This window comes from Microbacterium sp. OR21 (assembly GCF_047306785.1).
Taxonomy (GTDB): Bacteria; Actinomycetota; Actinomycetes; order Actinomycetales; family Microbacteriaceae; genus Microbacterium; species Microbacterium esteraromaticum_E.
Window position 1 is genome coordinate 248,994 of sequence record NZ_JAZEXJ010000001.1, and the last position, 22,507, is coordinate 271,500.

23 protein-coding genes are annotated in these 22,507 nt (G+C 69.9%); 20 read left to right on the forward strand and 3 right to left on the reverse strand.

The genetic code is table 11. The annotated features are described in order from the left end of the window. Positions 1 to 23: 23 nt before the first annotated feature. The 9 genes from V2S04_RS01175 to V2S04_RS01215 all read left to right on the forward strand — a co-directional run bounded on the left by V2S04_RS01175 (position 24) and on the right by V2S04_RS01215 (position 8,968). Complete coding sequence (locus V2S04_RS01175; protein ID WP_413636707.1) at positions 24 to 1,694, forward strand: glycoside hydrolase family 13 protein; 1,671 nt, start codon at positions 24 to 26, stop codon at positions 1,692 to 1,694. A gap of 122 nt (positions 1,695 to 1,816) precedes the next feature. Then, positions 1,817 to 2,776 carry a metal ABC transporter solute-binding protein, Zn/Mn family gene (locus tag V2S04_RS01180; protein ID WP_413636708.1) on the forward strand — a complete coding sequence of 320 codons (960 nt, stop codon included), beginning with the start codon at positions 1,817 to 1,819 and terminating at the stop codon, positions 2,774 to 2,776. Further along, the gene (locus V2S04_RS01185) at positions 2,773 to 3,618 is read left to right on the forward strand and encodes a metal ABC transporter ATP-binding protein (protein ID WP_413636709.1); all 846 of its coding nucleotides are present in this window, start codon (positions 2,773 to 2,775) and stop codon (positions 3,616 to 3,618) included. The genes V2S04_RS01180 and V2S04_RS01185 overlap by 4 nt, the downstream gene beginning before the upstream one ends. Then, positions 3,615 to 4,475: a metal ABC transporter permease gene (locus V2S04_RS01190; protein WP_340088621.1), complete on the forward strand. Its 861-nt coding sequence runs from the start codon at positions 3,615 to 3,617 to the stop codon at positions 4,473 to 4,475. Before V2S04_RS01185 ends, V2S04_RS01190 begins: the two co-directional genes overlap by 4 nt. A gap of 47 nt (positions 4,476 to 4,522) precedes the next feature. Continuing rightward, positions 4,523 to 4,939, forward strand: coding sequence for a Fur family transcriptional regulator (locus V2S04_RS01195; RefSeq protein WP_413636710.1), 417 nt, complete (start codon positions 4,523 to 4,525; stop codon positions 4,937 to 4,939). Positions 4,940 to 4,941: 2 nt separating this feature from the next. Continuing rightward, positions 4,942 to 5,970, forward strand: a complete 1,029-nt coding sequence (locus V2S04_RS01200) for a permease (protein WP_413637271.1) — start codon at positions 4,942 to 4,944, stop codon at positions 5,968 to 5,970. After that, on the forward strand, positions 5,963 to 6,763 hold the full coding sequence (locus tag V2S04_RS01205; RefSeq protein ID WP_413636711.1) for a TIGR03943 family putative permease subunit: 801 nt from the start codon (positions 5,963 to 5,965) through the stop codon (positions 6,761 to 6,763). Before V2S04_RS01200 ends, V2S04_RS01205 begins: the two co-directional genes overlap by 8 nt. After that, on the forward strand, positions 6,753 to 8,300 hold the full coding sequence (locus V2S04_RS01210; protein WP_413636712.1) for a hypothetical protein: 1,548 nt from the start codon (positions 6,753 to 6,755) through the stop codon (positions 8,298 to 8,300). The genes V2S04_RS01205 and V2S04_RS01210 overlap by 11 nt, the downstream gene beginning before the upstream one ends. Then, entirely contained in the window at positions 8,297 to 8,968 is a 672-nt protein-coding gene (locus V2S04_RS01215) for a DNA-3-methyladenine glycosylase (protein WP_413637272.1), read from the forward strand. The genes V2S04_RS01210 and V2S04_RS01215 overlap by 4 nt, the downstream gene beginning before the upstream one ends. 75 nt (positions 8,969 to 9,043) lie before the next feature. Here V2S04_RS01215 and V2S04_RS01220 read toward each other — a convergent pair whose 3' ends face one another. After that, positions 9,044 to 10,021 (reverse strand): LacI family DNA-binding transcriptional regulator, encoded by a 978-nt coding sequence (locus V2S04_RS01220; RefSeq protein ID WP_413636713.1) that lies wholly within the window; start codon positions 10,019 to 10,021, stop codon positions 9,044 to 9,046. A 16-nt stretch (positions 10,022 to 10,037) separates the two neighbouring features. Beyond that, complete coding sequence (locus V2S04_RS01225; RefSeq protein ID WP_413636714.1) at positions 10,038 to 11,246, reverse strand: Gfo/Idh/MocA family protein; 1,209 nt, start codon at positions 11,244 to 11,246, stop codon at positions 10,038 to 10,040. A 364-nt stretch (positions 11,247 to 11,610) separates the two neighbouring features. On the opposite strand from V2S04_RS01225, the gene rpmB reads away from it, so the two are divergent. The 6 genes from rpmB to V2S04_RS01255 all read left to right on the forward strand — a co-directional run bounded on the left by rpmB (position 11,611) and on the right by V2S04_RS01255 (position 16,032). Further along, positions 11,611 to 11,847, forward strand: a complete 237-nt coding sequence (rpmB, locus tag V2S04_RS01230; RefSeq protein ID WP_071645079.1) for a 50S ribosomal protein L28 — start codon at positions 11,611 to 11,613, stop codon at positions 11,845 to 11,847. After that, positions 11,847 to 12,017 carry a 50S ribosomal protein L33 gene (gene rpmG / locus V2S04_RS01235; protein WP_045250846.1) on the forward strand — a complete coding sequence of 57 codons (171 nt, stop codon included), beginning with the start codon at positions 11,847 to 11,849 and terminating at the stop codon, positions 12,015 to 12,017. The genes rpmB and rpmG overlap by 1 nt, the downstream gene beginning before the upstream one ends. Positions 12,018 to 12,019: 2 nt before the next feature. Continuing rightward, positions 12,020 to 12,325, forward strand: a complete 306-nt coding sequence (rpsN, locus tag V2S04_RS01240) for a 30S ribosomal protein S14 (protein WP_099195867.1) — start codon at positions 12,020 to 12,022, stop codon at positions 12,323 to 12,325. A 242-nt stretch (positions 12,326 to 12,567) separates the two neighbouring features. Further along, the gene (locus V2S04_RS01245) at positions 12,568 to 13,395 is read left to right on the forward strand and encodes an endonuclease domain-containing protein (RefSeq protein ID WP_413636715.1); all 828 of its coding nucleotides are present in this window, start codon (positions 12,568 to 12,570) and stop codon (positions 13,393 to 13,395) included. Between the two features lie 283 nt (positions 13,396 to 13,678). Continuing rightward, positions 13,679 to 13,966 (forward strand): HU family DNA-binding protein, encoded by a 288-nt coding sequence (locus V2S04_RS01250; RefSeq protein WP_099195869.1) that lies wholly within the window; start codon positions 13,679 to 13,681, stop codon positions 13,964 to 13,966. A 71-nt stretch (positions 13,967 to 14,037) separates the two neighbouring features. Next, complete coding sequence (locus tag V2S04_RS01255) at positions 14,038 to 16,032, forward strand: cytochrome c oxidase assembly protein (RefSeq protein WP_413636716.1); 1,995 nt, start codon at positions 14,038 to 14,040, stop codon at positions 16,030 to 16,032. Positions 16,033 to 16,036: 4 nt separating this feature from the next. On the opposite strand, the gene V2S04_RS01260 is transcribed toward V2S04_RS01255, so the two are convergent. Beyond that, positions 16,037 to 17,137, reverse strand: coding sequence for a hypothetical protein (locus V2S04_RS01260; RefSeq protein WP_413636717.1), 1,101 nt, complete (start codon positions 17,135 to 17,137; stop codon positions 16,037 to 16,039). 68 nt (positions 17,138 to 17,205) lie between these two features. Between V2S04_RS01260 and V2S04_RS01265 the strand changes: the two genes are divergently transcribed. The 5 genes from V2S04_RS01265 to V2S04_RS01285 all read left to right on the forward strand — a co-directional run bounded on the left by V2S04_RS01265 (position 17,206) and on the right by V2S04_RS01285 (position 22,450). Continuing rightward, a complete protein-coding gene (locus V2S04_RS01265; protein ID WP_413636718.1) occupies positions 17,206 to 18,645 on the forward strand; it encodes an ATP-dependent DNA helicase in 1,440 nt (479 codons plus the stop codon). 60 nt (positions 18,646 to 18,705) lie between these two features. After that, the gene (locus V2S04_RS01270) at positions 18,706 to 19,992 is read left to right on the forward strand and encodes a serine hydrolase domain-containing protein (protein ID WP_413636719.1); all 1,287 of its coding nucleotides are present in this window, start codon (positions 18,706 to 18,708) and stop codon (positions 19,990 to 19,992) included. A 66-nt stretch (positions 19,993 to 20,058) separates the two neighbouring features. Further along, entirely contained in the window at positions 20,059 to 20,646 is a 588-nt protein-coding gene (locus V2S04_RS01275) for a hypothetical protein (RefSeq protein WP_413636720.1), read from the forward strand. Positions 20,647 to 20,734: 88 nt separating this feature from the next. Continuing rightward, complete coding sequence (locus V2S04_RS01280; protein ID WP_413636721.1) at positions 20,735 to 21,310, forward strand: copper resistance protein CopC; 576 nt, start codon at positions 20,735 to 20,737, stop codon at positions 21,308 to 21,310. A gap of 93 nt (positions 21,311 to 21,403) precedes the next feature. Beyond that, entirely contained in the window at positions 21,404 to 22,450 is a 1,047-nt protein-coding gene (locus tag V2S04_RS01285) for a magnesium and cobalt transport protein CorA (RefSeq protein ID WP_413636722.1), read from the forward strand. Positions 22,451 to 22,507 lie beyond the last annotated feature (57 nt).

Genomic DNA, 22,507 nt, shown 5'->3' on the forward strand with positions numbered 1-22,507 from the left:
ACCCATCCCGGACAAGGAGTTCCATGACCGACCCCTCCCTCACCGAGACCAGCCCGTCCACCGAGGCCGCGTGGTGGCGCCAGGCCGCCGTGTACCAGATCTATCCGCGCAGCTTCGCCGACGCCACGGGCGACGGCATCGGCGACGTGCCGGGCATCCTGTCCCGAGTCGACTATCTGGCGGAGCTGGGCATCGACGCGGTGTGGCTGAGCCCGTTCTACCCGTCGGCGCTCGCCGACGGCGGCTACGACGTCGACGACTACCGGGATGTCGACCCGCGCCTCGGCACTCTCGACGACTTCGACGCCATGGTCTCGGCCCTGCACGAGCGGGGTATCAAGGTGATCATCGACATCGTGCCGAATCACACGTCGAACCGGCACGAGTGGTTCCAGGAGGCGCTGGCCGCCGGGCGGGGGTCTGCCGCACGCGATCGCTACATCTTCCGCGAGGGGGAGGGCGAGAACGGCGAGCTGCCGCCGACCGACTGGGTGTCGGTCTTCGGCGGGCCGGCGTGGGAGCGCGTCGAGGACGGGCAGTGGTACTTCCACAACTTCGCCACCGAGCAGCCCGACCTGAACTGGGACAACCCCGAGGTGCGCGAGGACTTCCTCACCACGCTGCGCTTCTGGTCGGACCGCGGTGTCGACGGCTTCCGCATCGACGTGGCGCACATGCTCACGAAAGACCTCAGCGAGCCGCTGCCCAGCAGCGCCGAGCTCGCCCTGCTGCCGCAGGACGGCACCCACCCGCTCATCGACCGCGACGACGTGCACGAGATCTACGCCGAATGGCGCAAGGTCTTCGACTCGTACGACCCGCCGCGCACCGCTGTCGCCGAGGCGTGGGTGTCGACGCCCGAGCGGCGCGCGAAGTACGCGTCGGCCGAGGGGCTCGGGCAGGCCTTCAACTTCGACCTGCTGGTCGCCGACTTCGACGCGGCCGAGTTCCGCCGCATCATCGCCGACAACCTCGCACAGGCGACGCTGAGCGGCTCGTCGACCACGTGGGTGCTCTCGAACCATGACGTCACCCGGCACGCGACGCGTTACGGGCTGCCGCCGCTTGACGGACGGGAGGTCAAGCAGGGGGTGGAGTGGGTGCGCGCCGGCGGACCGGAAGATCAGCTGGATCGCGAGCAGGGTCGTCGCCGAGCCGAGGCGGCCACGATGCTGCTGCTCGGTCTTCCCGGAAGCACCTACCTGTATCAGGGGGAAGAGCTGGGCCTCCACGAGGTGGCCGAGATCACGCCCGAACAGCGCCAGGACCCGGCGTTCTTCCGCGGTGGCGAGTTCGACGGGCTCGGTCGGGACGGATGCCGTGTGCCGCTGCCGTGGAGCGCAGAGGGGGCGTCGTTCGGCTTCGGCTCCGACGGTGCGCACCTGCCGCAGCCCGCTTGGTTCGCCGAGTACGCGGTGGACGTCGAGGCCGCCGATCCGGCATCCACTCTCTCGCTGTACCGCAGGGCGCTGGGTCTGCGCCACGATCTGCAGGCGGAGGAGGCGCTGGAGTGGCGCGAGACCGACCGCGTCGACGTGCTGCGCTTCGCGCGCCCGAACGGCTGGCAGGTGGTGACCAACTTCGGCACCGAGCCGTTCGACCTCGACGCCGAGGCGGATGCCGTTGTTCTGACCACCCAGCCGCTGCGCGACGGCGCCCTGCCGGGTGAGGCTACCGCCTGGCTGAAGGCCTGACCACTCGCGCGAAGATCGGGAGCGCACCTCCGAGACGCTGCTCGGAGGTGCGCTCTTGGCCTGTCCAACGGCCACCGGGGCTCAAGTTGAGAATGGTTATCATTAACGCTTAGAGTGGAGACATGCAGAAGCGTCTCTCCCTCCTCGCGATCACTGCCGTCTCCGCCCTCGCGCTGACCGGATGCTCGGCTGCAGCCACGCCGGCCCACGATGACGCTCTTCAGGTCGTCGCGTCGACCAACGTCTACGGGCAGCTCGCCGCCGAGATCGGCGGCGACCGCGTCGAGGTCACCAGCCTGATCGACTCGGCGGAGAAGGATCCGCACGGCTACGAGGCCACTGCCCGCGACCGCCTGGCGGTGCAGAAGGCCGACCTCGTGATCGAGAACGGAGGCGGCTACGACGCGTTCATGCAGGAGCTGATCGACGGATCGGATGCCGCGGTGATCACCGCCGCGGAGTTCTCGCACGACTACCCGCACGCCACCGTCGACGAGCACGCCGACGAGCACTCCGATGAGCATGCCGACGAGCACGAGGGGCACTCGCACATCGAGGGATTCAACGAGCACGTCTGGTTCGACGTGCACACCGTCTCGCATCTCTCCGAGCAGATCGCGGCCGATCTCACCGAGCTCGATCCCGCCGGCAAGGCGGAGTACGCCGCCGCCGCCGAGGAGCTCGCCACCGAGCTGGCCGGCATCGAGGGCGAGCTCGACACGCTGCACGAGAAGCTCGAGGGCACGCCGGTGTTCATCACCGAGCCGCTGCCGGGGCTGCTCGCCGCCGCCGCCGGACTTGACGACGTCGCTCCAGACGGATTCGCCTCGGCCGTCGAAGAGGGCAACGAGGTCGCCCCGTCGGTGCTTCTCGACTCGCTCTCGCTCGTCGAGGACGGCACGGCGCGCGCGGTTCTGACCACCGCCCAGACGGGGGGCAGCGAAACCGACCGGGTGACGGATGCCGCCGCGCACGCGGACATCCCGGTGGTGTCGTTCAGTGAGCTGCTCGCGGCCGATCAGTCGTACGCTGAGTGGATGCGCGCCGCCATCTCCGACCTCGCCGCCGCCCTCGGCGAATGAGCGGCCCCCGGCAGAGCTCTCAGCCCGCGTCGATCCTCGAGATCCGCGGAGCAGCACTGCACCGCGGCGACCGCGAGCTGTGGTCGGGCCTCGACCTCGACGTGACGCCAGGGGAGTTCCTCGCCGTGCTCGGTCCGTCGGGGTCGGGGAAGACAACTCTGCTGCGCAGCATCCTCGGTCTGCAGCCGCTCTCGTCGGGCAGCATCCGCGTCGGCGACCGGCCGGCCCGCCGCGGTGACCGCCGGATCGGCTATGTGCCCCAGCAGCGGCCCCTGCCGCCGGACACCAGCATGCGCGCTCGCGACCTCGTCGCCCTGGGCGTGAACGGCACCCGCTTCGGGCTGCCGATCCCGCGCCGCGACGACCGCGACCGGGTCGACGCGCTGCTCGACGGCGTCGGAGCCACCGACTACGCCCATCGGCCGGTCGGTCTGCTCTCGGGCGGCGAGCAGCAGCGCCTGCGGGTCGCCCAGGCGCTGGCCGACGACCCTGCCCTGCTGCTCTGCGACGAGCCGCTCTCGGGTCTCGACCTGGCCAACCAGCGTGCCATCACCACCATCATCGACCGACGCCGCCGTCAGGGCGCGGGGGTGATGTTCGTCACGCACGACGTCAACCCGATCCTCGGTCTCGTCGATCGCATCCTGTACATCGCCGGCGGCCGGTTCGTGCTCGGCACCCCCGACGAGGTGCTGCAGAGCCGCGTGCTCACCGAGCTGTACGGCACAGCGGTGTTCGTGCTGCGTGCCGGCGACCGGCTCGTGGTCGTCGGAGCACCGGATGCCGGGGGCACCCACGCCCACGAGCACGGCGACGAGGGACACGCGGGAGTGCACGCATGAGGGCGCTGCTCGACTGGGGAGACGTCTTCTCGTTCCAGGACTACGGCGAGCTGCTCGCGCTGCTGTCGAACTCGATCATCGCCGGGGCGGTGCTCGGCATCGTCGGCGGTCTGGTCGGGGTGTTCGTCATGCAGCGCGACCTCGCCTTCGCCGTGCACGGCGTCAGCGAGCTGTCGTTCGCGGGCGCCGCGGCGGCGCTGCTGTTCGGCGGCAGCGTGGTGGCCGGGTCCCTCGGCGGAGCCCTGGTCGCCGCGATCCTCATCGGCGTGCTCGGCGCGAAGGCGCGCGACCGCAACTCCATCGTGGGCGTGCTGATGCCCTTCGGGCTGGGCCTGGGCATCCTGTTCCTGTCGCTCGTCGAAGGCCGCACCGCCAATCGGTTCGGACTGCTGACCGGCCAGATCGTGTCGGTCTCGAGCCCCGATCTGAGCTGGCTGATCGGCATCTGCGTGGTCGTGCTGCTCGGACTGGTGCTGATGTGGCATCCGCTGCGCTTCGACTCGCTCGACCCTGAATCCGCGGCGGCGCGCGGCGTGCCGACCCGGTTCGTCAGTCTCGCCTTCATGGTGCTGCTCGGGCTGATCGTCGCGGTCAGCGTGCACATCATCGGGGCGCTGCTCGTGATGGCGCTGCTGGTGACGCCGGCCGCGGCGGCGATGCGGCTGTCGGCGGGTCCCGTGGCGGTGCCGCTGCTGGCCGCGCTGTTCGGCTTCACCGCGGCGGTCGGCGGCATCCTGCTCGCCCTCGCCGGCACCCTGCCGGTGAGCCCGTACATCACGACCATCTCCTTCCTCATCTACGGCGTCTGCTGGCTCGCCGGGCGCATGCGCGGCCGCGTGCGGAGAGTGCGCTCGTGACCGCCCGCACTGACCGCCCGCACAGGCACCCGGCCTAGACTCGAGGCATGGCTCAGCGGAACACCTGGCAGCGCGAACGCGTGCGCGATGCGCTCGCCGACGCGCGCGGTTTCGTGAGCGCGCAGACGCTGCACGCCGAGCTGCGTCAGGCGAACACGGGCATCGGGCTCGCCACCGTCTACCGCGCGCTGGCCGGGCTGGCGGCCTCCGGCGAAGCCGACTCGCTGCAGAGTCCCGAGGGCGAGGCGCTGTATCGCGCCTGCTCGACCGAGGGCCACCACCATCACCTGATCTGCCGGTCGTGCGGGCTGACCGTCGAGATCGAGGCGAAGGACGTCGAGCAGTGGGCCAAGCGCACGGCATCCCTGCACGGCTTCCGCGACGCCGAGCATGTCGTCGACATCTTCGGGCTCTGCGCGTCGTGCGCCAACAGACAGGACGCCGCGGCCGGGGCCGCGCGATGACGATGACCGCGCCCGCGTCGGTGTCGCACGCGCACCGACAGCCGCCGCGGCGGGTGCCCCCGCTCACGGCGATCGCGATCGGTGCGGGAATCGTCGCGGCGCTCGTGCTCATCGACGTGCTCGCACCCACGCTGTTCCCCAAGGCACTGCCCGATCGCGCGCAGGACGGACTGACGCTCGCGCTCAGCGTGCTGATCGAGGCCTTGCCGTGGGTGATCCTCGGCGTGGTGCTGTCGATCGTCGTGCAGGTGTGGCTGCCCTCGGATGCCGTGCAGCGCTGGCTGCCCCGCACGCCATGGGCCCGACGCGGTGTGCTCTCGCTGCTGGGGATGTTCATCCCGGTCTGCGAATGCGGCAACGTGCCCTTCGCGCGCGGGCTGATGATGCGCGGGCTCGCCCCCGCCGAGGCGATGACGTTCCTCATCGCCGCTCCGATCGTGAACCCGATCGTGATCCTCACCACCCACGCCGCGTTCGGATGGGACGGGGGCATCCTCGTAGCGCGCCTGCTCGGCGGCTTCCTCATCGCCAATCTCATCGGCTGGATCTTCAGCCGGCGACGCGATCAGCAGGCGCTGCTCACCGAGCGCTTCGTCGAGACGTGCGAGCACGTCGCTCACGAACCCGGCAGCCCGACCCGTCGCAGCCTCATCCAGTTCCTCGTCGAGCTGCGTGCCGTGATGCCCGCGCTCGTGATCGGCTCGGCGCTGGCGGGAGCGGTGCAGGTCCTCGTGCCGCGCGACGTGCTGCTCGCAATCGGCTCGAACCCCGTGCTGTCGATCGTCGCGATGGTGGCGCTGGCGATGACCGTCGCGATCTGCTCGAACGTCGACGCCTTCTTCGCGCTGTCGTTCGCCTCGACCTTCTCGGCCGGCGCGATCATCGCCTTCCTCATCGTCGGACCGCTGGTCGACGTGAAGATGCTCGCCCTGCTGCGCACCACCTTCACCGCCCGTGTGCTCGCGGCGGTGGTCGGCGTGGTCGTCCTGTCGGCCTGCGTGATCGGGATCGGGGTGAATGTCCTTGGCTGATTCGCCCGTCACCGCACCGGATGCCCGCCGTGAACGTCTGCGCGCCCTCGCCACGAGGTGGCTTGGCGTCGGCCTCGCCGCGGTGATCTCGGTGGTCACGCTGGTTCTCGCGGTCACCGGCCGGCTGACGCTGTACATCAGCCCCGAGACGGTCTGGTTCGCGGCTGCCGCGGCCGCCGTGACGCTCATCGCTGCGGTCTGGTCGTGCACCCTGCCGCTGGGCGCCGAGGGCGAGCACGACCACACGCACGCTCCCGCGGCGACGGATGCCGTGACGCGGCGCCGCCGGCGCATGCAGACGGCGGCCGTCGTGAGCGGAGGGGTGATCGCCTCGGCGGTCGTTCTCGCCGGTCTCGTGCTGCCCCCGGCATCCCTCTCGGCGCAGCTGGCGCTGTCACGCGCCGGCGAGTCGCCGACGCTGTTCGCCGGTGCCGACGACGTGTCGCTCGGCGTCGCCGACACGACGAGCTTCGGCGTGGGCGACTGGTCGATCGCCTTCGCCAACTCCACCCGGCCCGAGAAGTACGACGGCGCGGCCGTCACCCTCACCGGGTTCGTCACACCGTCGCAGGACGGCGACGTCAACCTCACCCGCATGGTCATCTCGCACTGCGTGATCGACGCGCAGCCGGCATCCGTGCCGCTGAGCGGCGGCGGACTCGACGGCGACTACGAGACCGGCCAGTGGGTCGAGGTGACCGGCACCGTGCGCGCCGGAGACGACGGCGCGCTGAGCATCGAATCGGCCACGGTGAAGCGGATCGACGAGCCGAAGGATCCGTATGAGTACTGACGGATCCGGCGACCGGCCCCTCACCCGTGCCGAGCTGCGCGCGCTGCGCGCCGCGGAGACGCCCGCCGAGCCCCAGCCCGGCGAGCCCCAGCCCAGCGCGCCCGCCGACGAGCCCCAGCCCGCCGAGCCCGCCGACGGATCGGCGCCGCCTGCGGAGCCTCCGACCACGCGTGACCGCCGGTTCACGCTCACCCTGCTCTCGGTGCTCGGCGTCCTGGCCCTCGTCGCCGGCGTGCTCGCGGTGGTCAGTCTCGTCCAGGGCCCGCGCCTCAGTGACGTGCAGGTCGACCCGGCGCAGGCGATCGAGGCATCCGGCAGCCGGTTGATCCTCACCGCCAACCAGAGCCTCGACGCGGTCGAGCCCGAGCAGGTCAGCGTCGAACCCGCGGTGCCGTTCACCGTCGATGCGAGCGGGCGCAGCGTGGGCATCCGCTTCACCGTGCCCCTGCACGACGACACCACGTATCGCGTCGCCGTCACCGGGGTCACCGCCACCGGCGGCGGAACCGCCGCGAACCTCGAGACCGCCTTCCGCACGCCCGAGTCGAGCATCCTGCTGCTGCAGCGATCGAGCGACGGAGCAGACAAGATCTTCCTCTCCGACCTCGCCGGTGAGAGGGCCGCGGCGGTGTTCGAGCATCCGCGCATCAGCGACTACCGCGCGACGTCCGACGCGCTCGTCGTCGCCGTCGAGGAGGAGGACGGCTCGCGCCTGCTCGTGATGAACCGCGACGGCTCCGACCCGCGCGAGCTGCCGCTGCCCGGGGAGGGCTACATCTCGTCGGTGCAGGTGTCGGATCGCGCCGGCCTCGTCGGCTACAGCTACTCCGATCGCGAGCTCACCGAGACGTCGGGCCGCGCCAGCGCGCTCGTCACACAGCCCCTCAGCGGTGCCGGGGAGCCGCGCATCGTCCAGATCGACGGGAAGGACGCGAACGTCGCCGAATGGCGCTTCGTGCCCGACTCCTCGTCGCTGCTCTTCATCGACTTCGACGGCTCGCTGACGGTCGAGGATCCGACCGGCGACGCCGGCGCGCAGCCCATGGGCACCGCCGCGAGCATCCTCGGCGTCAACCGCGGCACGTTCACGGCCCTCATCGAGCGCGCGGACGGAAGCTTCGTGGTGCTCGATCTCACCGACGGATCCGAAGAGCCGCTGCCCGCCTCCGATCCCGACTACGGCGACGCCGTTGGCATCGAGGCGTTCCCCGGCGGCACCCTGCGCCACGTCGTGCAGCGCGACGAGCTCGGCATGCCGACCGGACAGGCGGTCGTGAAGGTCGACGAGAAGGGGGCCGCCACCGTCATCGCCGAGGTGAGCGGCGAGGACTCCATCCTGCAGACCTGCGTCTCGCCCAGCGGCCAGTACGCGGCGGTCACGGTCGCTCCCGACCTCGCGAGCAACCAGTACGACGATCTGCTGCTGCCCCTGCCCACGACCCTGCACACCCGGTTGATCGACCTGATCGGAGACCGCGAGCTGCCCACCCTCAGCGGCTTCGACATCTCCTGGTGCCGCACCGCCCCGCTGCCATGACGATCGCGCGCACAGACCTGCTGGGTTTGCCCGTCGAGGTGGCGCCGCGCCTGCTCGGAGCTGAGCTGCGCACCGTCGTCGACGGCGTCCGGACGGCGCTGCGCATCACCGAGGTCGAGGCGTATCACGGGCGGGGAACGGGCGACCTGCCCGACCCGGGTTCCCACGCCCGCATGGGCCCCACGGCGCGGAACGCGACGATGTGGGGCGAGCCGGGGCATCTGTACGTGTACCTCAGCCACGGCATCCACTCCTGCATCAACGTGGTCTGCGGCCCGGAGGGAACCGCCGGGGGAGTGCTGCTGCGCGCCGGCGAGATCGTCGCCGGAGTGGATGCCGCGGCCCACCGCCGTGGCGTCGCGACGCCCCTGTCGCGTATCGCGCTGCGCGATCTGGCCCGGGGTCCGGGGCGGCTGGGTCAGGCGCTCGGCCTGCGGCACGCGCTGCACGACGGCATCGACTTCGTCACCGGCGACGAGCAGAACGGCGCCCGTGCGCGGCTGCTCTGGGGCGAGCCGGTTGCGGACGTCTCGGCGGGCCCCCGAGTGGGGGTCGCGGGGATCGCCGGCACGGATGCCTACCCCTGGCGGTTCTGGATCACCGGCGACCCGACGGTGTCGCCGTTCCGCTGGGGCCGGGGCGCGCGCGAGGCTGCCGCGACGCTCTGAGACCCGCCCCAGATGCGTCGCCCCGCAAGCCGGTCCGCGGCGGTCGGGGCCAGCGGGACTCGGGGCAGCGGAGGATCAGCTCGTGGGAGTGCAGCCGCACGACTCGCGGATACGCAGCTGGGTGGTGAACGCCCGATGCCCGGGTTCGTCGTCGGCGCCGAGCAGGATGCGCACAGCCGCATCCGCCATCTCGTGCAGCGGCTGTGCCGCCGTCGTCAGTCGCGGCCAGACGAAGTCCGCGGCGACCGTGCCGTCGAACGAGGCGATCGCGATGTCGTCGGGCACGCGCACGCCGCGCTGACCGAAAGCGGCGAGCATGCCGATCGCGATCTGGTCGGATGCCGCCAGCACAGCCCGAGGCCTGCGAGAGCCCTGCAGCAGCTGCATCGCGGCGTCGTAGCCGCCCTGATACGTGAACGGCACATGCAGCAGCGGCCCGAGCGGCAGGCCTGCCACGGTGAGCGCGTCACGCCAGCCGCGCTCGCGATCGTCGTACCGTGCGGCGCTTCCGGCGAAGGCGACCTCTCGGTAGCCGTGCCCGATCAGATGCTCGGTGGCCTCGCGCGCCCCGACCGCGAAGTCGACGCCGACGCTGTGCAGGCCATCGGTCTCGCCGAACTGGCCGATCACCACCGTCGGGATGCCGACCGACTCGACCAGCGACTGCTCGCGCGCGGTCAGCACGTCGGCGATGATCAGACCGCCGATCTGGCGCGAGACGAGATCACGGATCTGCTCGGAGGTGGCGACCTGCTCGCGATCCGAGTTGACGATGAGGAGGGAGCGGCCCTTGTCGGCGCTCGCCTGATCGAGAGTGTGGCAGAGCTCGGCGAAGAACGGGCTGCGATTGTCATGCACGAGCAGGCCGAACATGTCGGCGGAACCCATCGACAGTGCTCGCGCCGCGGCGTTCGGCCGGTACCCGAGCACGCGTACGGCGTCGAGGACGCGCTCGCGGGTGAGTGGCGCGACGGCCTTCGGTCCGTCGTTGAGCACGTAGCTGACGACGGCGGTGCTGACGCCTGCGTATCGGGCGACGTCTGCCCGGGTCACCGACCGCGGTCTGCGGTCAGCCTGCATTCGGTTGCCCCATATCGGGAATCATAAGGCGCTCACCGCCGCGACGCGCCGACTCGTGCGCGATCACACCGGGAAGAGTGAACCGCGCCGCCTGCCAGGCGTTCACCGGCGGCAGGGTCTGGTCGATCACGGCACGCACGAAATCGTCGACGAGGAAGTGGTGGCTGCCCTCGTGGCCGGTGTGCAGCGACTGCATCTCGACCGGGATGCGCTCGCGCTCCCGGTCGTGGACCGCGGCGTAGCCCGACACGAACGCATCGCGCAGTGCCGGAGCGATGTGGGCGAGGGCGGGATCGTCGACGGATGCCGAGGCGTGGGTGTCGATCAGGTGCGAGATGTCCTCATAGCCCGCGCGGTTCTGCCAGACCGTGGTGCGCGCGAGCTGTTCGAAGGAGCCCTCGGTGCCGAACCAGCGGAAGCGCGATTCGCGCAGATGAGTGGGGTAACCGACCCGACGGAACTCGTTGATCCGCATGGAGCCGCCGCCCGCGACCTCGAACAGCGCGGTGGCGTTGGAGAAGTCGTTGTCAAACTGGCTGACGCCGCGCTCGAAGACTCCGTCGCCGCGCTCGTCGGTCACGCCGATGGCCGAGACCGCGACGGCGTGGGTGGGCCACGCGCCGAGGACGCCGCCGATGGAGTGGGTCGGATAGAGCAGCGGCGGATAGCTCGCGGTGCTCTTCCACGCCTCGCCTCCGGAGTATTGGTACGCCTCGTAGAAGCCGAGGTCCATGTCGTGGATGTAGTCGCCCTCGCCGTAGAACAGCCGGCCGAACTCCCCCGCCTCGAGCTTCTGCCTCGCGTAGACGGTCGCGGGGTTGTAGTAGCTGGTCTCGCCCATCATGTACGTCAGCCCGGTCTCGCGGACGGCGTCGATGATGGCGCCGATCTCGTCGACGGTGATGGCCATGGGCACCGCGGAGTAGACGTGCTTGCCGGCGCGCAGCGCCTTCACCACCAGCGGGCCGTGTGTCCAGCGCTGGGTGAAGATGGCGACCGAGTCGATCGCGGGCGACGCGATCAGGTCGTCGAAGCTGTCGAAGGTTCCGGCGAGGCCGGCGGATGCCACCAGGTCGGCCGCTCGGGACGGCACGACGTCGGTGACGTGCACAGCCGAGATTCCGGGATGATGCTGGAAGAGGGTGGCGAACTCGCCTGCGAACTGGCCCGCGCCGACGAGCCCCATGGTGAACGCCATGTGCCGCAGTCTGACACCGCCCGTCAACGGGTGTCAACTGACTAAGGGATCTCGGAACCGTGCCCCTCAGAACGGTTCCGAGATCCCCGTCACCCCAGTGATCTACGCGGGTAGAGTATCACGAAAAGCCGAAGCGCGCACCTTCGTGTGTCAAGCGATCGCGGAATCGCCTCTGCGCGGTTCGGGCGGCGAGGCGCGCCATGCTAAACTGACTCCTTGTCTGCGCACACTCCTGTGCGTAGTTCGTGTCCCACACCCCCAGATCGGCTCTCGAGCCTGTCGAAGGACTGTGCCTGCGGGTGGGACGCAGACAAGGGATCTTGGGTGAGGCCGTCCGGCCTCACGGTAATGAAGGAGTCACAACATGGCAGCAGTGTGCCAGGTGACCGGTGCTGTTCCCGGCTTCGGTCACAACATCTCGCACTCGCACCGCCGGACGAAGCGTCGCTTCGACCCGAACGTGCAGAAGAAGACCTACTACGTGCCGTCGCTCGGTCGTAAGGTCACCCTGAACGTGTCCGCCAAGGGCATCAAGGTGATCGACGCTCGCGGTATCGAGAAGGTCGTCGCGGACCTCAAGGCGAAGGGTGTGAAGCTCTAATGGCCAAGAAGGCTCAGGACATCCGTCCCATCATCAAGCTGCGCTCGACGGCGGGCACCGGTTACACCTACGTGACCAAGAAGAACCGCCGCAACACCCCGGACCGCCTCGTGCTGAAGAAGTACGACCCGGTCGTTCGCAAGCACGTCGAATTCCGCGAGGAGCGTTAATCATGGCGAAGAAGAGCAAGATCGCTCGCAACGAGCAGCGCAAGGTCATCGTCGAGCGTTACGCCGAGCGTCGCGCCGAGCTGAAGAAGACCCTGGTCGACCCGAACGCCACCGACGAGGCCCGCGAGGCCGCTCGCGTCGGCCTGCAGAAGCTGCCGCGCAACGCGTCGCCGATCCGCGTCCGCTCGCGCGACGCCATCGACGGCCGCCCCCGTGGCGTGCTCACGAAGTTCGGCATCTCGCGTGTCCGCTTCCGTGACATGGCCCACCGTGGCGAGCTGCCCGGCATCACCAAGTCGAGCTGGTAAGCATCCGCTTGTAAGGGGCGAGGATCTTCGGATCCTCGCCCCTTTCGCATCCCCGGCGCCCGCCCCGCGCGCGAAACGCAGGAGAACGCACGAAACACAGGCTCGGATCAGCCATCCGCTCCTGCGTTTCGTGCATTCTCCTGAGATCCGGATGCCCTGCACAATGGTCCGCGGCGCGGGCTTCTCCCCAATCCCTGGGATCCGCGGCCGACCTGTCCGCCCGCATCGGCCAGGCTCGCTCAATGGACCTGTTCGACGAGCTGCGACGACGTGGTGGGATCACCCGCACGCGCACCCTGCTGGAAGCGGGCGTCACCGCGCACGCACTGCGCCGCGCCAAGGAGATCGGCGCGGTGATCAGACCTCGCAACGGCTGGGTCGCACTGCCGGACGCCGACTGGCTCTCTTTGGCGGTGGTGCGAAGAGGTCTTCTGCTCACCTGCGTCAGCGCCGCCGAGCGCAGAGGCCTCTGGGTTCCGGAGCCCGCCCAGCGCCACGTCGCGGCCTCGCCGCACTCCTCGAGATTCACGGTGCCAGAGCACGCCGTCGTCCACTGGGCGCAGCCGGTGGTTCCGCGCCGACCGGATGCCGTGGAGGATGACCTTCGCAACGCACTCGCCCTCGTCGCGTGCTGTCAGCCGTTCGAGACGGCGTTGATCATCTGGGAGTCCGCGCTGAACAAGGGCCTCATCGACCGCGCCTCCATGGCCAGGCTCGAACTGCCCGCCTCGGCGCGCGCGGTGCTGGACCGAGCCCGCCCCTACGCCGATTCCGGTCTCGAGACCATCATTATCCACAGGCTCAGCTGGCTGCGACTGCCGATGCTGGCTCAGGCATGGCTGTACGGGCATCGCGTCGACCTGCTCATCGGCAAGCGCTGGGTGATCCAGCTCGACGGCGCCACGCACACGGGCCCTCAGCGAACGAGTGACATCGCCCATGACGCGCTGCTCACCCTCCATGGCTTCCACGTGCTGCGCTTCAGCTACGAGCAGGTCATGGATCACTGGGAGCAGGTGCAGGCGGTGATCACCGAGGCCGTCGCGCAGGGGCTGCATCTCCCGCAGTGACCACCGCGTGAAATGCAGGAGTTCTCTTGAATCACAGGATCAGGTCAGGAATCCGCTCATGCGTTTGGGGAGAACTCCTGCGTTTCGAGCGCATGCCCCGCCCTCGAATCTGTGACTGGAGTGGCCAAAGTGACGGAACTCGCCGAGAAATCACGTCGAAACCCGCGAAATGACGCGGAATCACGGGTTGTGGTTGGTACATTCGAGGCGGTCGAACGACCGACGGGGGTCTCTCCCTCGAAATCAACACGATGCGACGGACCTTCGTCGCTGGAGGAGTGACATGGCTGACAAGTCCATCACCAAGACCGAGCTCGTCGCGAGCATCGCTTCCGCCACCGGCGAGAGCCAGGCCACCGTCTCGCGCGTGCTCGACTCGCTGTTCGCCACCGTCTCGGACGCCGTTGCCAAGGGCAGCAAGGTCTCGATCCCGGGCTGGATCGCGTTCGAGCAGGTCGACACCGCCGCTCGCACCGGCCGCAACCCGCAGACCGGCGCCGAGATCAAGATCCCGGCTGGCAAGCGCGTCAAGGTCACCGCTGGCTCCAAGCTCAAGGCAGCCGTCAAGTAAGACCGCTCGCCGCGTGTGGAGGCCGTCCCTACGGGGGCGGCCTTCACTCGTATCCGACGTAGGCTGGAACGGTGAATCCGTACCGTCTCGCTGGCCTGGCGATCCTCGTCATCAGCGGTGCGGCCGGCCTCATCGCTGCCCTCGTCATCGGCGGCGGCGCCGTGCCCCCGAAGCTGCTCGACCCGGGCCCCGTCGTCATGTGGGGGCTGCCCGCCGCCAAGCTCATCGCGAACCTGGGCGCGGCCGCGATGCTCGGCTCCCTCGTGCTCGCCCTGTTCGGCCTGCGCGCGGCATCGCGCCCCTTCGAGGTCGCGGTCGACACGGCATCCGTGGGAGCAGCCGTCTTCACGATCGGCTCGGGAGTCACTGCCTTCCTCACGTTCATGGCGGCGTTCAACCCGAAGCTCACCGCCGACCGCGGGTTCGGCGAGCAGTTCGGCCGCTACCTGCTCGAGCTGCCGCTGGGTCAGGCCTGGCTGATCACAACGCTGATGGGCGCCGTGATCACGCTGCTGCTGTTCGGATGGCGCAGCTGGACCGGCACGATGCTCACCGCCGTGCTAGCCGCCGCAGCCTTCCTGCCGATGGCCACGCAGGGCCACTCGGGTGACGTCGCGGGGCACACCGTGGCCGTCAACGCGATCCTGCTGCACACCATCGGGGCCGCCGTATGGGTGGGTGGGCTGCTGCTGCTCGTCATCCTCCGTCACGTCGGCGCCGGACAGGCGAAGAACCGGAAGACGGATGCCCGCATCGACCTCCCCGCGCTGGTCGGGCGCTACTCGTCGCTGGCCATCGCCGCCTTCGCGGTCGTCGCGTTCTCAGGGGTCGCGCGCACCGTCGTGGCGCTCGGCGAGTGGAGCGAGCTGCTCTCGCCCTACGGCCTGATCGTCATCGGCAAGGCGATCGCCCTCATCGGGCTCGGACTGTTCGGCGCCTGGTACCGCCGCCGGCTGATCCCGCACCTCGACGGCGAGCGGCACAGGCGCTCGTTCTGGATGCTGATCCTCGGCGAGCTCGCGCTGATGGGCATCGCCTCGGGCGCCGCTGCGGCGCTCGCGCGCACCCCGCCGCCGCTCGGCGAGGAGGCGCCGGCCGTGCAGACGCCCGCGCAACGGCTCACCCGGGAGCCGCTGCCGCCCGAGCTGACGATCGATCGCTGGTTCACCTCGTTCGACCTCGACGTGCTGTGGATCGCCGCGGTCGCCTTCGGCGTCTTCCTCTACGTCGCGGGGATCATCCGGCTCCGCCGCCGCGGTGACACCTGGCCGGTGCACCGCATCATCTTCTGGATGGCGGGCCTGCTCCTGCTGCTGTGGGTCACGAACGGCCCGATCAACGCATACCAGGACTACCTGTTCAGCGTGCACATGGCCGGACACATGCTGCTGAGCATGGCGATCCCGGTGCTGCTGGTGGCCGGCGCCCCGATCACGCTCGCGCTGCGCAGCATCCACAAGCGCGACGACGGCACGCGCGGCGGACGGGAGTGGATCCTGTGGGCCGTGCACTCGCCGTACTCGCGCTTCATCACGCACCCGTTCGTCGCCGCCGGCATCTTCGCGCTGTCGCTGTGGGCGTTCTACTTCACCGACCTGGTGCGCTGGGCGATGTACGACCACCTCGGTCACGAGTGGATGATCATCCACTTCCTCATCTCGGGCTACCTGTTCGCGATGACCCTGATCGGCGCCGACCCGATTCCCTACCGGCTGCCGTATGCGGGGCGGCTGATCACCCTCATCGCGGTGATGGCCACGCACGCGTTCTTCGGCATGGCGATCATGATGCAGTCCGGACTGATCGTCGCCGAGTGGTTCGGCTCGATGGGGCGCACCTGGGGCCCGACGCCGATGGAGGATCAGTACATCGGCGGCGGCATCGCCTGGTCGGTCGGGGAGATCCCGACGCTGATCCTGGCGATCACCGTCGCGATCCAGTGGTCGAGATCGGATGCCAGGCTGCAGCGTCGCCGTGATCGGCACGCCGACCGCACCGGAGACGCTGAGCTGGACGAGTACAACGCGCGCCTGGCACGGATGGCCGAGCACGATCGCGTCCGCTGAGGCGTCAGTCCTCGTACGCGGGCTCGTCGCCGTCGGGCGATCCCACCCGGATCGACACCGACCCGTCTGCGAGCACGGCGATGGTGCCGTTCACCCGGAACGGCACGTCCTGCGACACCTGACGCACGGTGCCGTCGAAGAGCGATTGGATCTCCACGTCGATGTGCGCCATCGCCTCGGTGGGCGGCACCACCCAGCTGGCGCCGTCGGGTACGAGGGTGACGGTCGGCTGCTTCGTGATCGACCACTTCGGCACGGTGTCGGGAGCAAGACGATTGTGCAGCTGCAGACCGAACGGGCAGCGCGTGGGCAGCAGCACCTCCTGCGTCGCGCAGTCGGTGAGGAACTGCTCGACCTGCTGCTGAACGACCTCACGGAACTTCTCGGTGGGCTCGGCCTGGACATCGACGGGCGTGCGGGCGAGCGCGGTGTCGGCGAGCACGCTGACACCGGGCGACGCCGAGATCGCGGTGTCGACCGTGACCGAGTACCTTCCCGGGGTGAACACGAGCAGGTGAAGCGGGTCGAGGGGCGCGGCCTCGGCGCCGTCGACCGACACCTGACTGCGGTCGACCTCGAAGCCGTTGACCGCGAACTCGTCGGCGCCGCGCACGGTCAGCTCGATCTCGGCGAGCGGGCTCTCGGTGAACCGCCAGTTGGGCGTCACGCCGACCCAGCCGTCCTGCGCGACCGAGAACGTCGAGGTGCCGTCGACGCCGCCGGCGCGGTAGTCGACGACGATCTCGTGCACGCCGTCCTTCTCGCCCGTCTCGGTCACCTCGACGTCGGTGAGCGGGGCGAGCGCCGCGCGGCGCAGCAGCGCCTCGGAGGCTGTCGGATCGATCCCCGCGTCGTTCAGCACCGCCAGATCGAGCGAGACGCCCGGTACCTGCAGAGCCTCGACGGCTCGACCGCTGGAGAGCAGGTCGAGGTAGCGCTGCACGAAGGCCGAGGGACTGTAGAACTGCTGGTACAGCGACATGCCGCCGGCCGCGATGGCGGCGAACAGCAGCACCCCCACGAGGGCGAGCAGGGTGAGGTCGCCGCGAAGGCCGGCACGCGCGCGCGGGCGCGCTCGCGCACCTGACACCCGCCCCTGCATCATGGCGCAAGTCTAGGGAGTCGGCGCTGGGACGACGCCGAACGCGCGGTGCCCGGACTTAACATAGGGACGTGTCCATCGCCCTCTCCGACGAACAGCAGGCGCTGTTCCGACTCATCGAGGACACGGACGAGCACGTCTTCATCACCGGCCGCGCGGGCACGGGCAAGTCGACGCTCTTGCAGCACTTCGCGTGGAACACGAAGAAGCAGATCGCCATCTGCGCGCCCACGGGCGTGGCCGCGCTGAACGTCGAGGGCCAGACGATCCACTCGCTGTTCCGGCTGCCGATCGGGCTCATCGCCGAGAGCGAGATCGAGCAGTCGGATGCCACCCGCCGCATCCTCAACGCGATCGAGACGCTCGTCATCGACGAGATCTCGATGGTCAACGCCGATCTCATGGATGCCATCGACCGCTCGCTCCGCCAGGCGCGGGGCAAGAGGGGCATCCCGTTCGGCGGCGTGCAGATCGTCATGTTCGGCGACCCGTACCAGCTCGCGCCGGTGCCACCGCGCGGCGACGAGCTGCGCTACATCCAGGACCATTACCGCTCGTTCTGGTTCTTCGACGCGAAGGTGTGGACCGGCGGCAGGGACGACGGCGGCGGGATGCTCGACATCGGCACCTATGGCGCGAAGCTGCACGTGCACGAGCTGGTGCACATCCACCGTCAGTCCGATGACGGTTTCAAGGCGATGCTCAACGCCGTGCGCTACGGCCGGGTGACCGCCGACATCGCCGGCGTGCTGAACGAGAAGGGCGCGCGCACCCCGCCCGAACCCGAGCCGGGGGAGGTGCCGATCATCACCCTGGCCACCCGCAACGACATCGTCAACAACATCAACCGGCGCCATCTCGCGGCCCTCCCGGGCCGCGAGCAGACCGCGCACGCCGAAGTGTCGGGCGACTTCGGCCGCGGTGAGGCGAACTACCCCGCCGACGCCGAGCTGAAGCTCAAGGTCGGCGCGCAGGTGATGTTCCTGCGCAACGACACCGCCATGCAGGGCGAGCCGCCGCGCTGGGTCAACGGCTCGATCGGCACGGTCACCCGCATCCTCGGCGACACGGTGCGCGTCGACGTAGACGGCGACGAGTTCGACGTCGAGCCGGCGGTGTGGGAGAGATTCCGCTACGCGTACAACCCGGGCACCAAGACGCTCTCTCGCGAGGTCGCCGCCGAGTTCACCCAGTTCCCCCTGCGACTGGCCTGGGCCGTCACGATCCACAAGTCGCAGGGCAAGACCTACGATCGCGCGGTCGTCGATCTCGGCTCCGGCGCGTTCGCGCCAGGGCAGACGTACGTCGCCCTGTCGCGGCTGACCTCGCTCGACGGCCTGTACCTCTCGCGGCCGCTCCGGCCGAGCGACATCCGCGTCGACGAGGACGTGCGCCGCTTCATGCGCGAAGCGTGGGAGGCTCGCCAGGCGGAGAAGGCCGAGGCGGAGAAGGCCGAGGCGGGGAAGACCGACCGGGGCGTGCGGCCGATCAGGAGCATCCGGATGCCATGACCGGCGGCCTCTCAGCCTGGTCGCCCTAGACTCGGAGAGTCCATCTCCGGGAGAGTCCATATGCATCTTCGTTCGTCGCGCCGTGTGCGCGCAGCCATCGGCGGCGCGCTCGCCCTGGCCATCGCACTGACCGGCTGCACGGGGTCGGAGCCCGAGTTCAGCTACACCCCTCCCGAGCAGGTCGACGCGAAGCTGCCCGACGATGTCACGGGTCAGCTGCAGGCGGCGGTCGAGCAGGCGATCATCGCGAGCGGGTCATCGGGCGCCATCGTGGGCGTCTGGGTGCCGTGGAGCGGTGAATGGGTCGCAGGCCTCGGCACGCAGGGCAAGGACGGCGCGAAGGTCACGAGCGACATGTCGTTCCGCATCGCCGACGTGACCCGTCTGATGACGTGCGATGTGCTGTACGGCCTCGCCGACGAGGGCAAGGTCGAGCTGGACGCCCCCGTGCCGAAGTACGTCTCCGGCGTCGCCGACCTCACCGACATCACGCTGCTGGATCTGTGCAACGGCACGAGCGGCATCGGCTCCTCCGAGGCGGCGGTCAAGCAGTACTGGCTGAACACCCCCGGGCGCGAGTGGGCTCCGCTGCAGCTGGCGAGCTTCGGTCTGGGCGGCAGCCGCGGCCCCGCGCACACCGCGTACCGCGACTCCGACGCCGGCTATCTGATGCTCGGCATGGCACTCGAGCGCATCACGGGCCGCAGCGCGTCCGAGCTGATCGCTCAGTACGTCACCAACCCCCTCGAGCTCGAGTCCACCTCGCTGCCTCCGCGCGAATCAGCGCCGCCCACGCCGTCGCCGGCGCTGAAGGGCACGTTCCTGCCCACCGCCGAAGGCGGCGGGTACGACTGCGCGGCGCCCGTCGACATCACCGAGAGCTCGTCGAGCATCGGCTTCACCGATTCCGGGGTCGTGTCGACGATCACCGACCTGGGCCGCTACGCGCAGGCCGAGGCGCGCCAGGCGCTGCGTGAGAAGAACGCCGAGCCCGCGCGCTTCGGCGCGCCGCTGCCGGCCACGTCGAAGGCGCCCAGCTGGTACCAGGCGACCGGCGGCGGGTACCTGGTCGGATCGCTCATCGGCCAGCACGGCTGGGTGCCGGGGTACGCGACGGCCGCGTACTCCGACCCGTCGACCGGATTCACGGTCGCGGTCACCCTCAACGGCTCGTCGTCCGGCGGCTCGATCGCCGCGTACCTGTCGTGGCAGCTGGCCGCGATCGCGTCGAAGGCTCCGGCCGCGAAGGGGCAGACCGCGCCCGACTTCGGGCTGCCGTTCACGGCCGAGCAGTACGCGAAGAGCGTCGCGGACGCGGCGATCTGCTCTCCTCCCGCTGAAGGGTGACCCGCGGCGGACGCGGGCGCCGGGGTCACGGCTGACGTGCCGCCCACGCCGTGAAAGGATGGACGAGTGCGTTCGTCTCGTAGGGTCAGGCTTCTCCGCGGCTTCGCGGGCGCCTCGATCTCGACGTTCGTCGCCCTCGCCTCGCACGTCTGGGTCGGCGGGCAGATGCCCGGGATGCTCGGCATCGCCGTGCCCTGGCTGCTGTCGTTCATGCTGTGCACGCTGCTCTCGGGCATCCGGCTCTCGGCGACCAGACTGACCGTGTCGGTGCTGCTGTCGCAGGCGCTGTTCCACGCGCTGTTCGTGCTCGGCGCGATCAGTCCGCGCGGGGGCATCGCACCGCACGTGCACGGACCGCTCGTGCTGCCCTCCGAGGGCGCCGCCCTCCTCGTGCCGGAGAACGCGGGGATGTGGCTCGCGCACGGCGTCGCCGCCCTGGTCACCGTGCTCGCACTGCACCGAGGTGAGCGCCTGCTGCAGGCGCTCACGGCCGTGGCATCCGCCGTCGTCGACTGGCTGAGCCGCGTCGTCGTCGCGCCCGTCCTTCCCGCGGCCCCTCTCCGACTGCGCTGGGTCGTGCGCGCCGCGCCCCGCCGAGCTGAGCCGAGACTCGCGGGACTGCGTCGGCGCGGCCCGCCTCTTCGCGTCGTCTGATCACCCGCGGCCCTCAGGTCGCGAGGGCGCGCGTGCGCCCGTTCCAGATGACTCGCCGCGCTCCGCGGCATCCAGAAAGAGGTTCCCCATGTTCCGCATCCGCACCACCCTCGCCGCCGTCGCCGTGGCGACCGTCGCCGCGATCGCCGTCGCGGCACCGGCATCCGCCCACGACACGATCGTGTCGAGCACCCCGGCTGCCGACTCGCAGCTGACCACCGCACCGACCGAGGTCGTCCTGACCTTCTCGAACAATCTGATCTCGCTCGACGAGAACAGCGGCACCGCCATGACGGTCGCCGACGAATCCGGCGAGGACTGGGTGGCGGGTGAGCCGACCATCACGGCGGACTCCGTCACCGTCCCGCTCGCCGAGGGGATGCCGAACGGCGCCTACACGGTGACCTGGCAGGTCGTCTCGAGCGACGGCCACCCGACCTCGGGCGAGTACTCCTTCTCGCTCGCCGCGCCGGAGGCTCCCGCAGAACCCAGCGCCACTGCGACCGAGAGCGCCGCGCCCGACCAGAGCGCCGAGCCGTCCCAGCCGGCAGAGTCGGCGGAGCCGGCCGAGACCGCATCCTGGCCGCTGCTGATCGGCCTGGGTGCCGTTCTGCTCGTGGCGATCGTCGTGTTCATCGTGATCCTCGTGCGTCGCAGGCGCTGAGTGCGCCGAGCGGGCCCCGCCGTGCATCGGCGGGGCCCGTTCCCGGTGATACGGTCGGCGACAGCGCGGGCTGCGCGTGATGAGGAGGCAGGCATGGCGATCGTCGACAACGGCATCTATGTCGACGGGGTGCGCACCGCCAACCCCGGCAGTCTCGACGAGACGTTCGAGCTCATGCGCGAACGTGGTGGAATGGGCTGGATCGGGCTCTACCGTCCCGGTCCCGATGAGCTGCAGGCGGTCGCCGCCGAGCTGGGGCTGCACGAGCTCGCCGTCGAAGACGCCCTGCGCGGGCATCAGCGGCCGAAGCTCGAGCAGTACGAGGATCACCTGTTCGTCGTGCTGCGCCCCGCGCGCTACCTCGACCACGAGGAGGAGGTCGAGTTCGGCGAGGTGCATGTGTTCGCCGGGCGCGACTTCGTCGTCACCGTGCGGCATGCCGAGGAGCCGGATCTCGGCCGCGTGCGCCGCCGGCTCGAGGGCGAGCCGGAGCTGCTCGCGCACGGCCCGGAGGCGGTGCTCTATGCCATCCTCGACGAGGTCGTCGACCGGTACGCACCCGTGCTCGCCGGGCTCGAGAACGACATCGACGAGATCGAAAACCAGCTGTTCGTCGAGGACGTCGACGCGACTCAGCGCATCTACGAGCTCTCACGCGAGGTGCTCGACTTCCAGAGGGCGGCACAGCCGCTCACCGAGATGGTGGGCGGTCTGCTGCACGAGGGCGAGATGCGGCTCGCCGCACTCAGCCGGGATCCGGGCGACGGAGCGGATGCCGAGCTGCACCGGCGCCTGAGGGACGTGCACGACCACACGATCCGGGTCGCTGATCGCGCCGCGACCTTCCGCGCGGTGCTCGAGAACGCGCTCACCGTCGAATCGACCATCGTCGCCCGCCGCCAGAACGAGGAGGTGCGGCGCATGACGGAGGAGAGCATCCGCCAGGGCGATCAGATGAAGCGGATCTCCGCGTGGGCGGCGATCCTGTTCGCGCCCACCCTGATCGGTTCGATCTACGGGATGAACTTCCACGACATGCCCGAGCTGAACTGGCCGTACGGGTACCCGCTCTCCATCGCGGCGATGCTCGCGCTCGGCGGCGGACTCTACCTCGCCTTCAAACGCAAGGGCTGGCTGTAGCGCCGTGTGACGTCGCGCGGCAGCGGGCACCCCAGGGGGCCTGCGCGCACGGGCAGA

Bases quoted from the DNA above. Each gene is read 5' to 3' on its own strand.
- V2S04_RS01175 (WP_413636707.1), top strand. From the start codon at position 24: ATGACCGACCCCTCCCTCACCGAGACCAGCCCGTCCACCGAGGCCGCG.
- V2S04_RS01180 (WP_413636708.1), top strand. From the start codon at position 1,817: ATGCAGAAGCGTCTCTCCCTCCTCGCGATCACTGCCGTCTCCGCCCTC.
- V2S04_RS01185 (WP_413636709.1), top strand. From the start codon at position 2,773: ATGAGCGGCCCCCGGCAGAGCTCTCAGCCCGCGTCGATCCTCGAGATC.
- V2S04_RS01190 (WP_340088621.1), top strand. From the start codon at position 3,615: ATGAGGGCGCTGCTCGACTGGGGAGACGTCTTCTCGTTCCAGGACTAC.
- V2S04_RS01195 (WP_413636710.1), top strand. From the start codon at position 4,523: ATGGCTCAGCGGAACACCTGGCAGCGCGAACGCGTGCGCGATGCGCTC.
- V2S04_RS01200 (WP_413637271.1), top strand. From the start codon at position 4,942: ATGACCGCGCCCGCGTCGGTGTCGCACGCGCACCGACAGCCGCCGCGG.
- V2S04_RS01210 (WP_413636712.1), top strand. From the start codon at position 6,753: ATGAGTACTGACGGATCCGGCGACCGGCCCCTCACCCGTGCCGAGCTG.
- V2S04_RS01215 (WP_413637272.1), top strand. From the start codon at position 8,297: ATGACGATCGCGCGCACAGACCTGCTGGGTTTGCCCGTCGAGGTGGCG.
- V2S04_RS01225 (WP_413636714.1), bottom strand. From the start codon at position 11,246: ATGGCGTTCACCATGGGGCTCGTCGGCGCGGGCCAGTTCGCAGGCGAG.
- rpmB (WP_071645079.1), top strand. From the start codon at position 11,611: ATGGCAGCAGTGTGCCAGGTGACCGGTGCTGTTCCCGGCTTCGGTCAC.
- rpmG (WP_045250846.1), top strand. From the start codon at position 11,847: ATGGCCAAGAAGGCTCAGGACATCCGTCCCATCATCAAGCTGCGCTCG.
- rpsN (WP_099195867.1), top strand. From the start codon at position 12,020: ATGGCGAAGAAGAGCAAGATCGCTCGCAACGAGCAGCGCAAGGTCATC.
- V2S04_RS01245 (WP_413636715.1), top strand. From the start codon at position 12,568: ATGGACCTGTTCGACGAGCTGCGACGACGTGGTGGGATCACCCGCACG.
- V2S04_RS01250 (WP_099195869.1), top strand. From the start codon at position 13,679: ATGGCTGACAAGTCCATCACCAAGACCGAGCTCGTCGCGAGCATCGCT.
- V2S04_RS01260 (WP_413636717.1), bottom strand. From the start codon at position 17,137: ATGATGCAGGGGCGGGTGTCAGGTGCGCGAGCGCGCCCGCGCGCGCGT.
- V2S04_RS01270 (WP_413636719.1), top strand. From the start codon at position 18,706: ATGCATCTTCGTTCGTCGCGCCGTGTGCGCGCAGCCATCGGCGGCGCG.
- V2S04_RS01280 (WP_413636721.1), top strand. From the start codon at position 20,735: ATGTTCCGCATCCGCACCACCCTCGCCGCCGTCGCCGTGGCGACCGTC.
- V2S04_RS01285 (WP_413636722.1), top strand. From the start codon at position 21,404: ATGGCGATCGTCGACAACGGCATCTATGTCGACGGGGTGCGCACCGCC.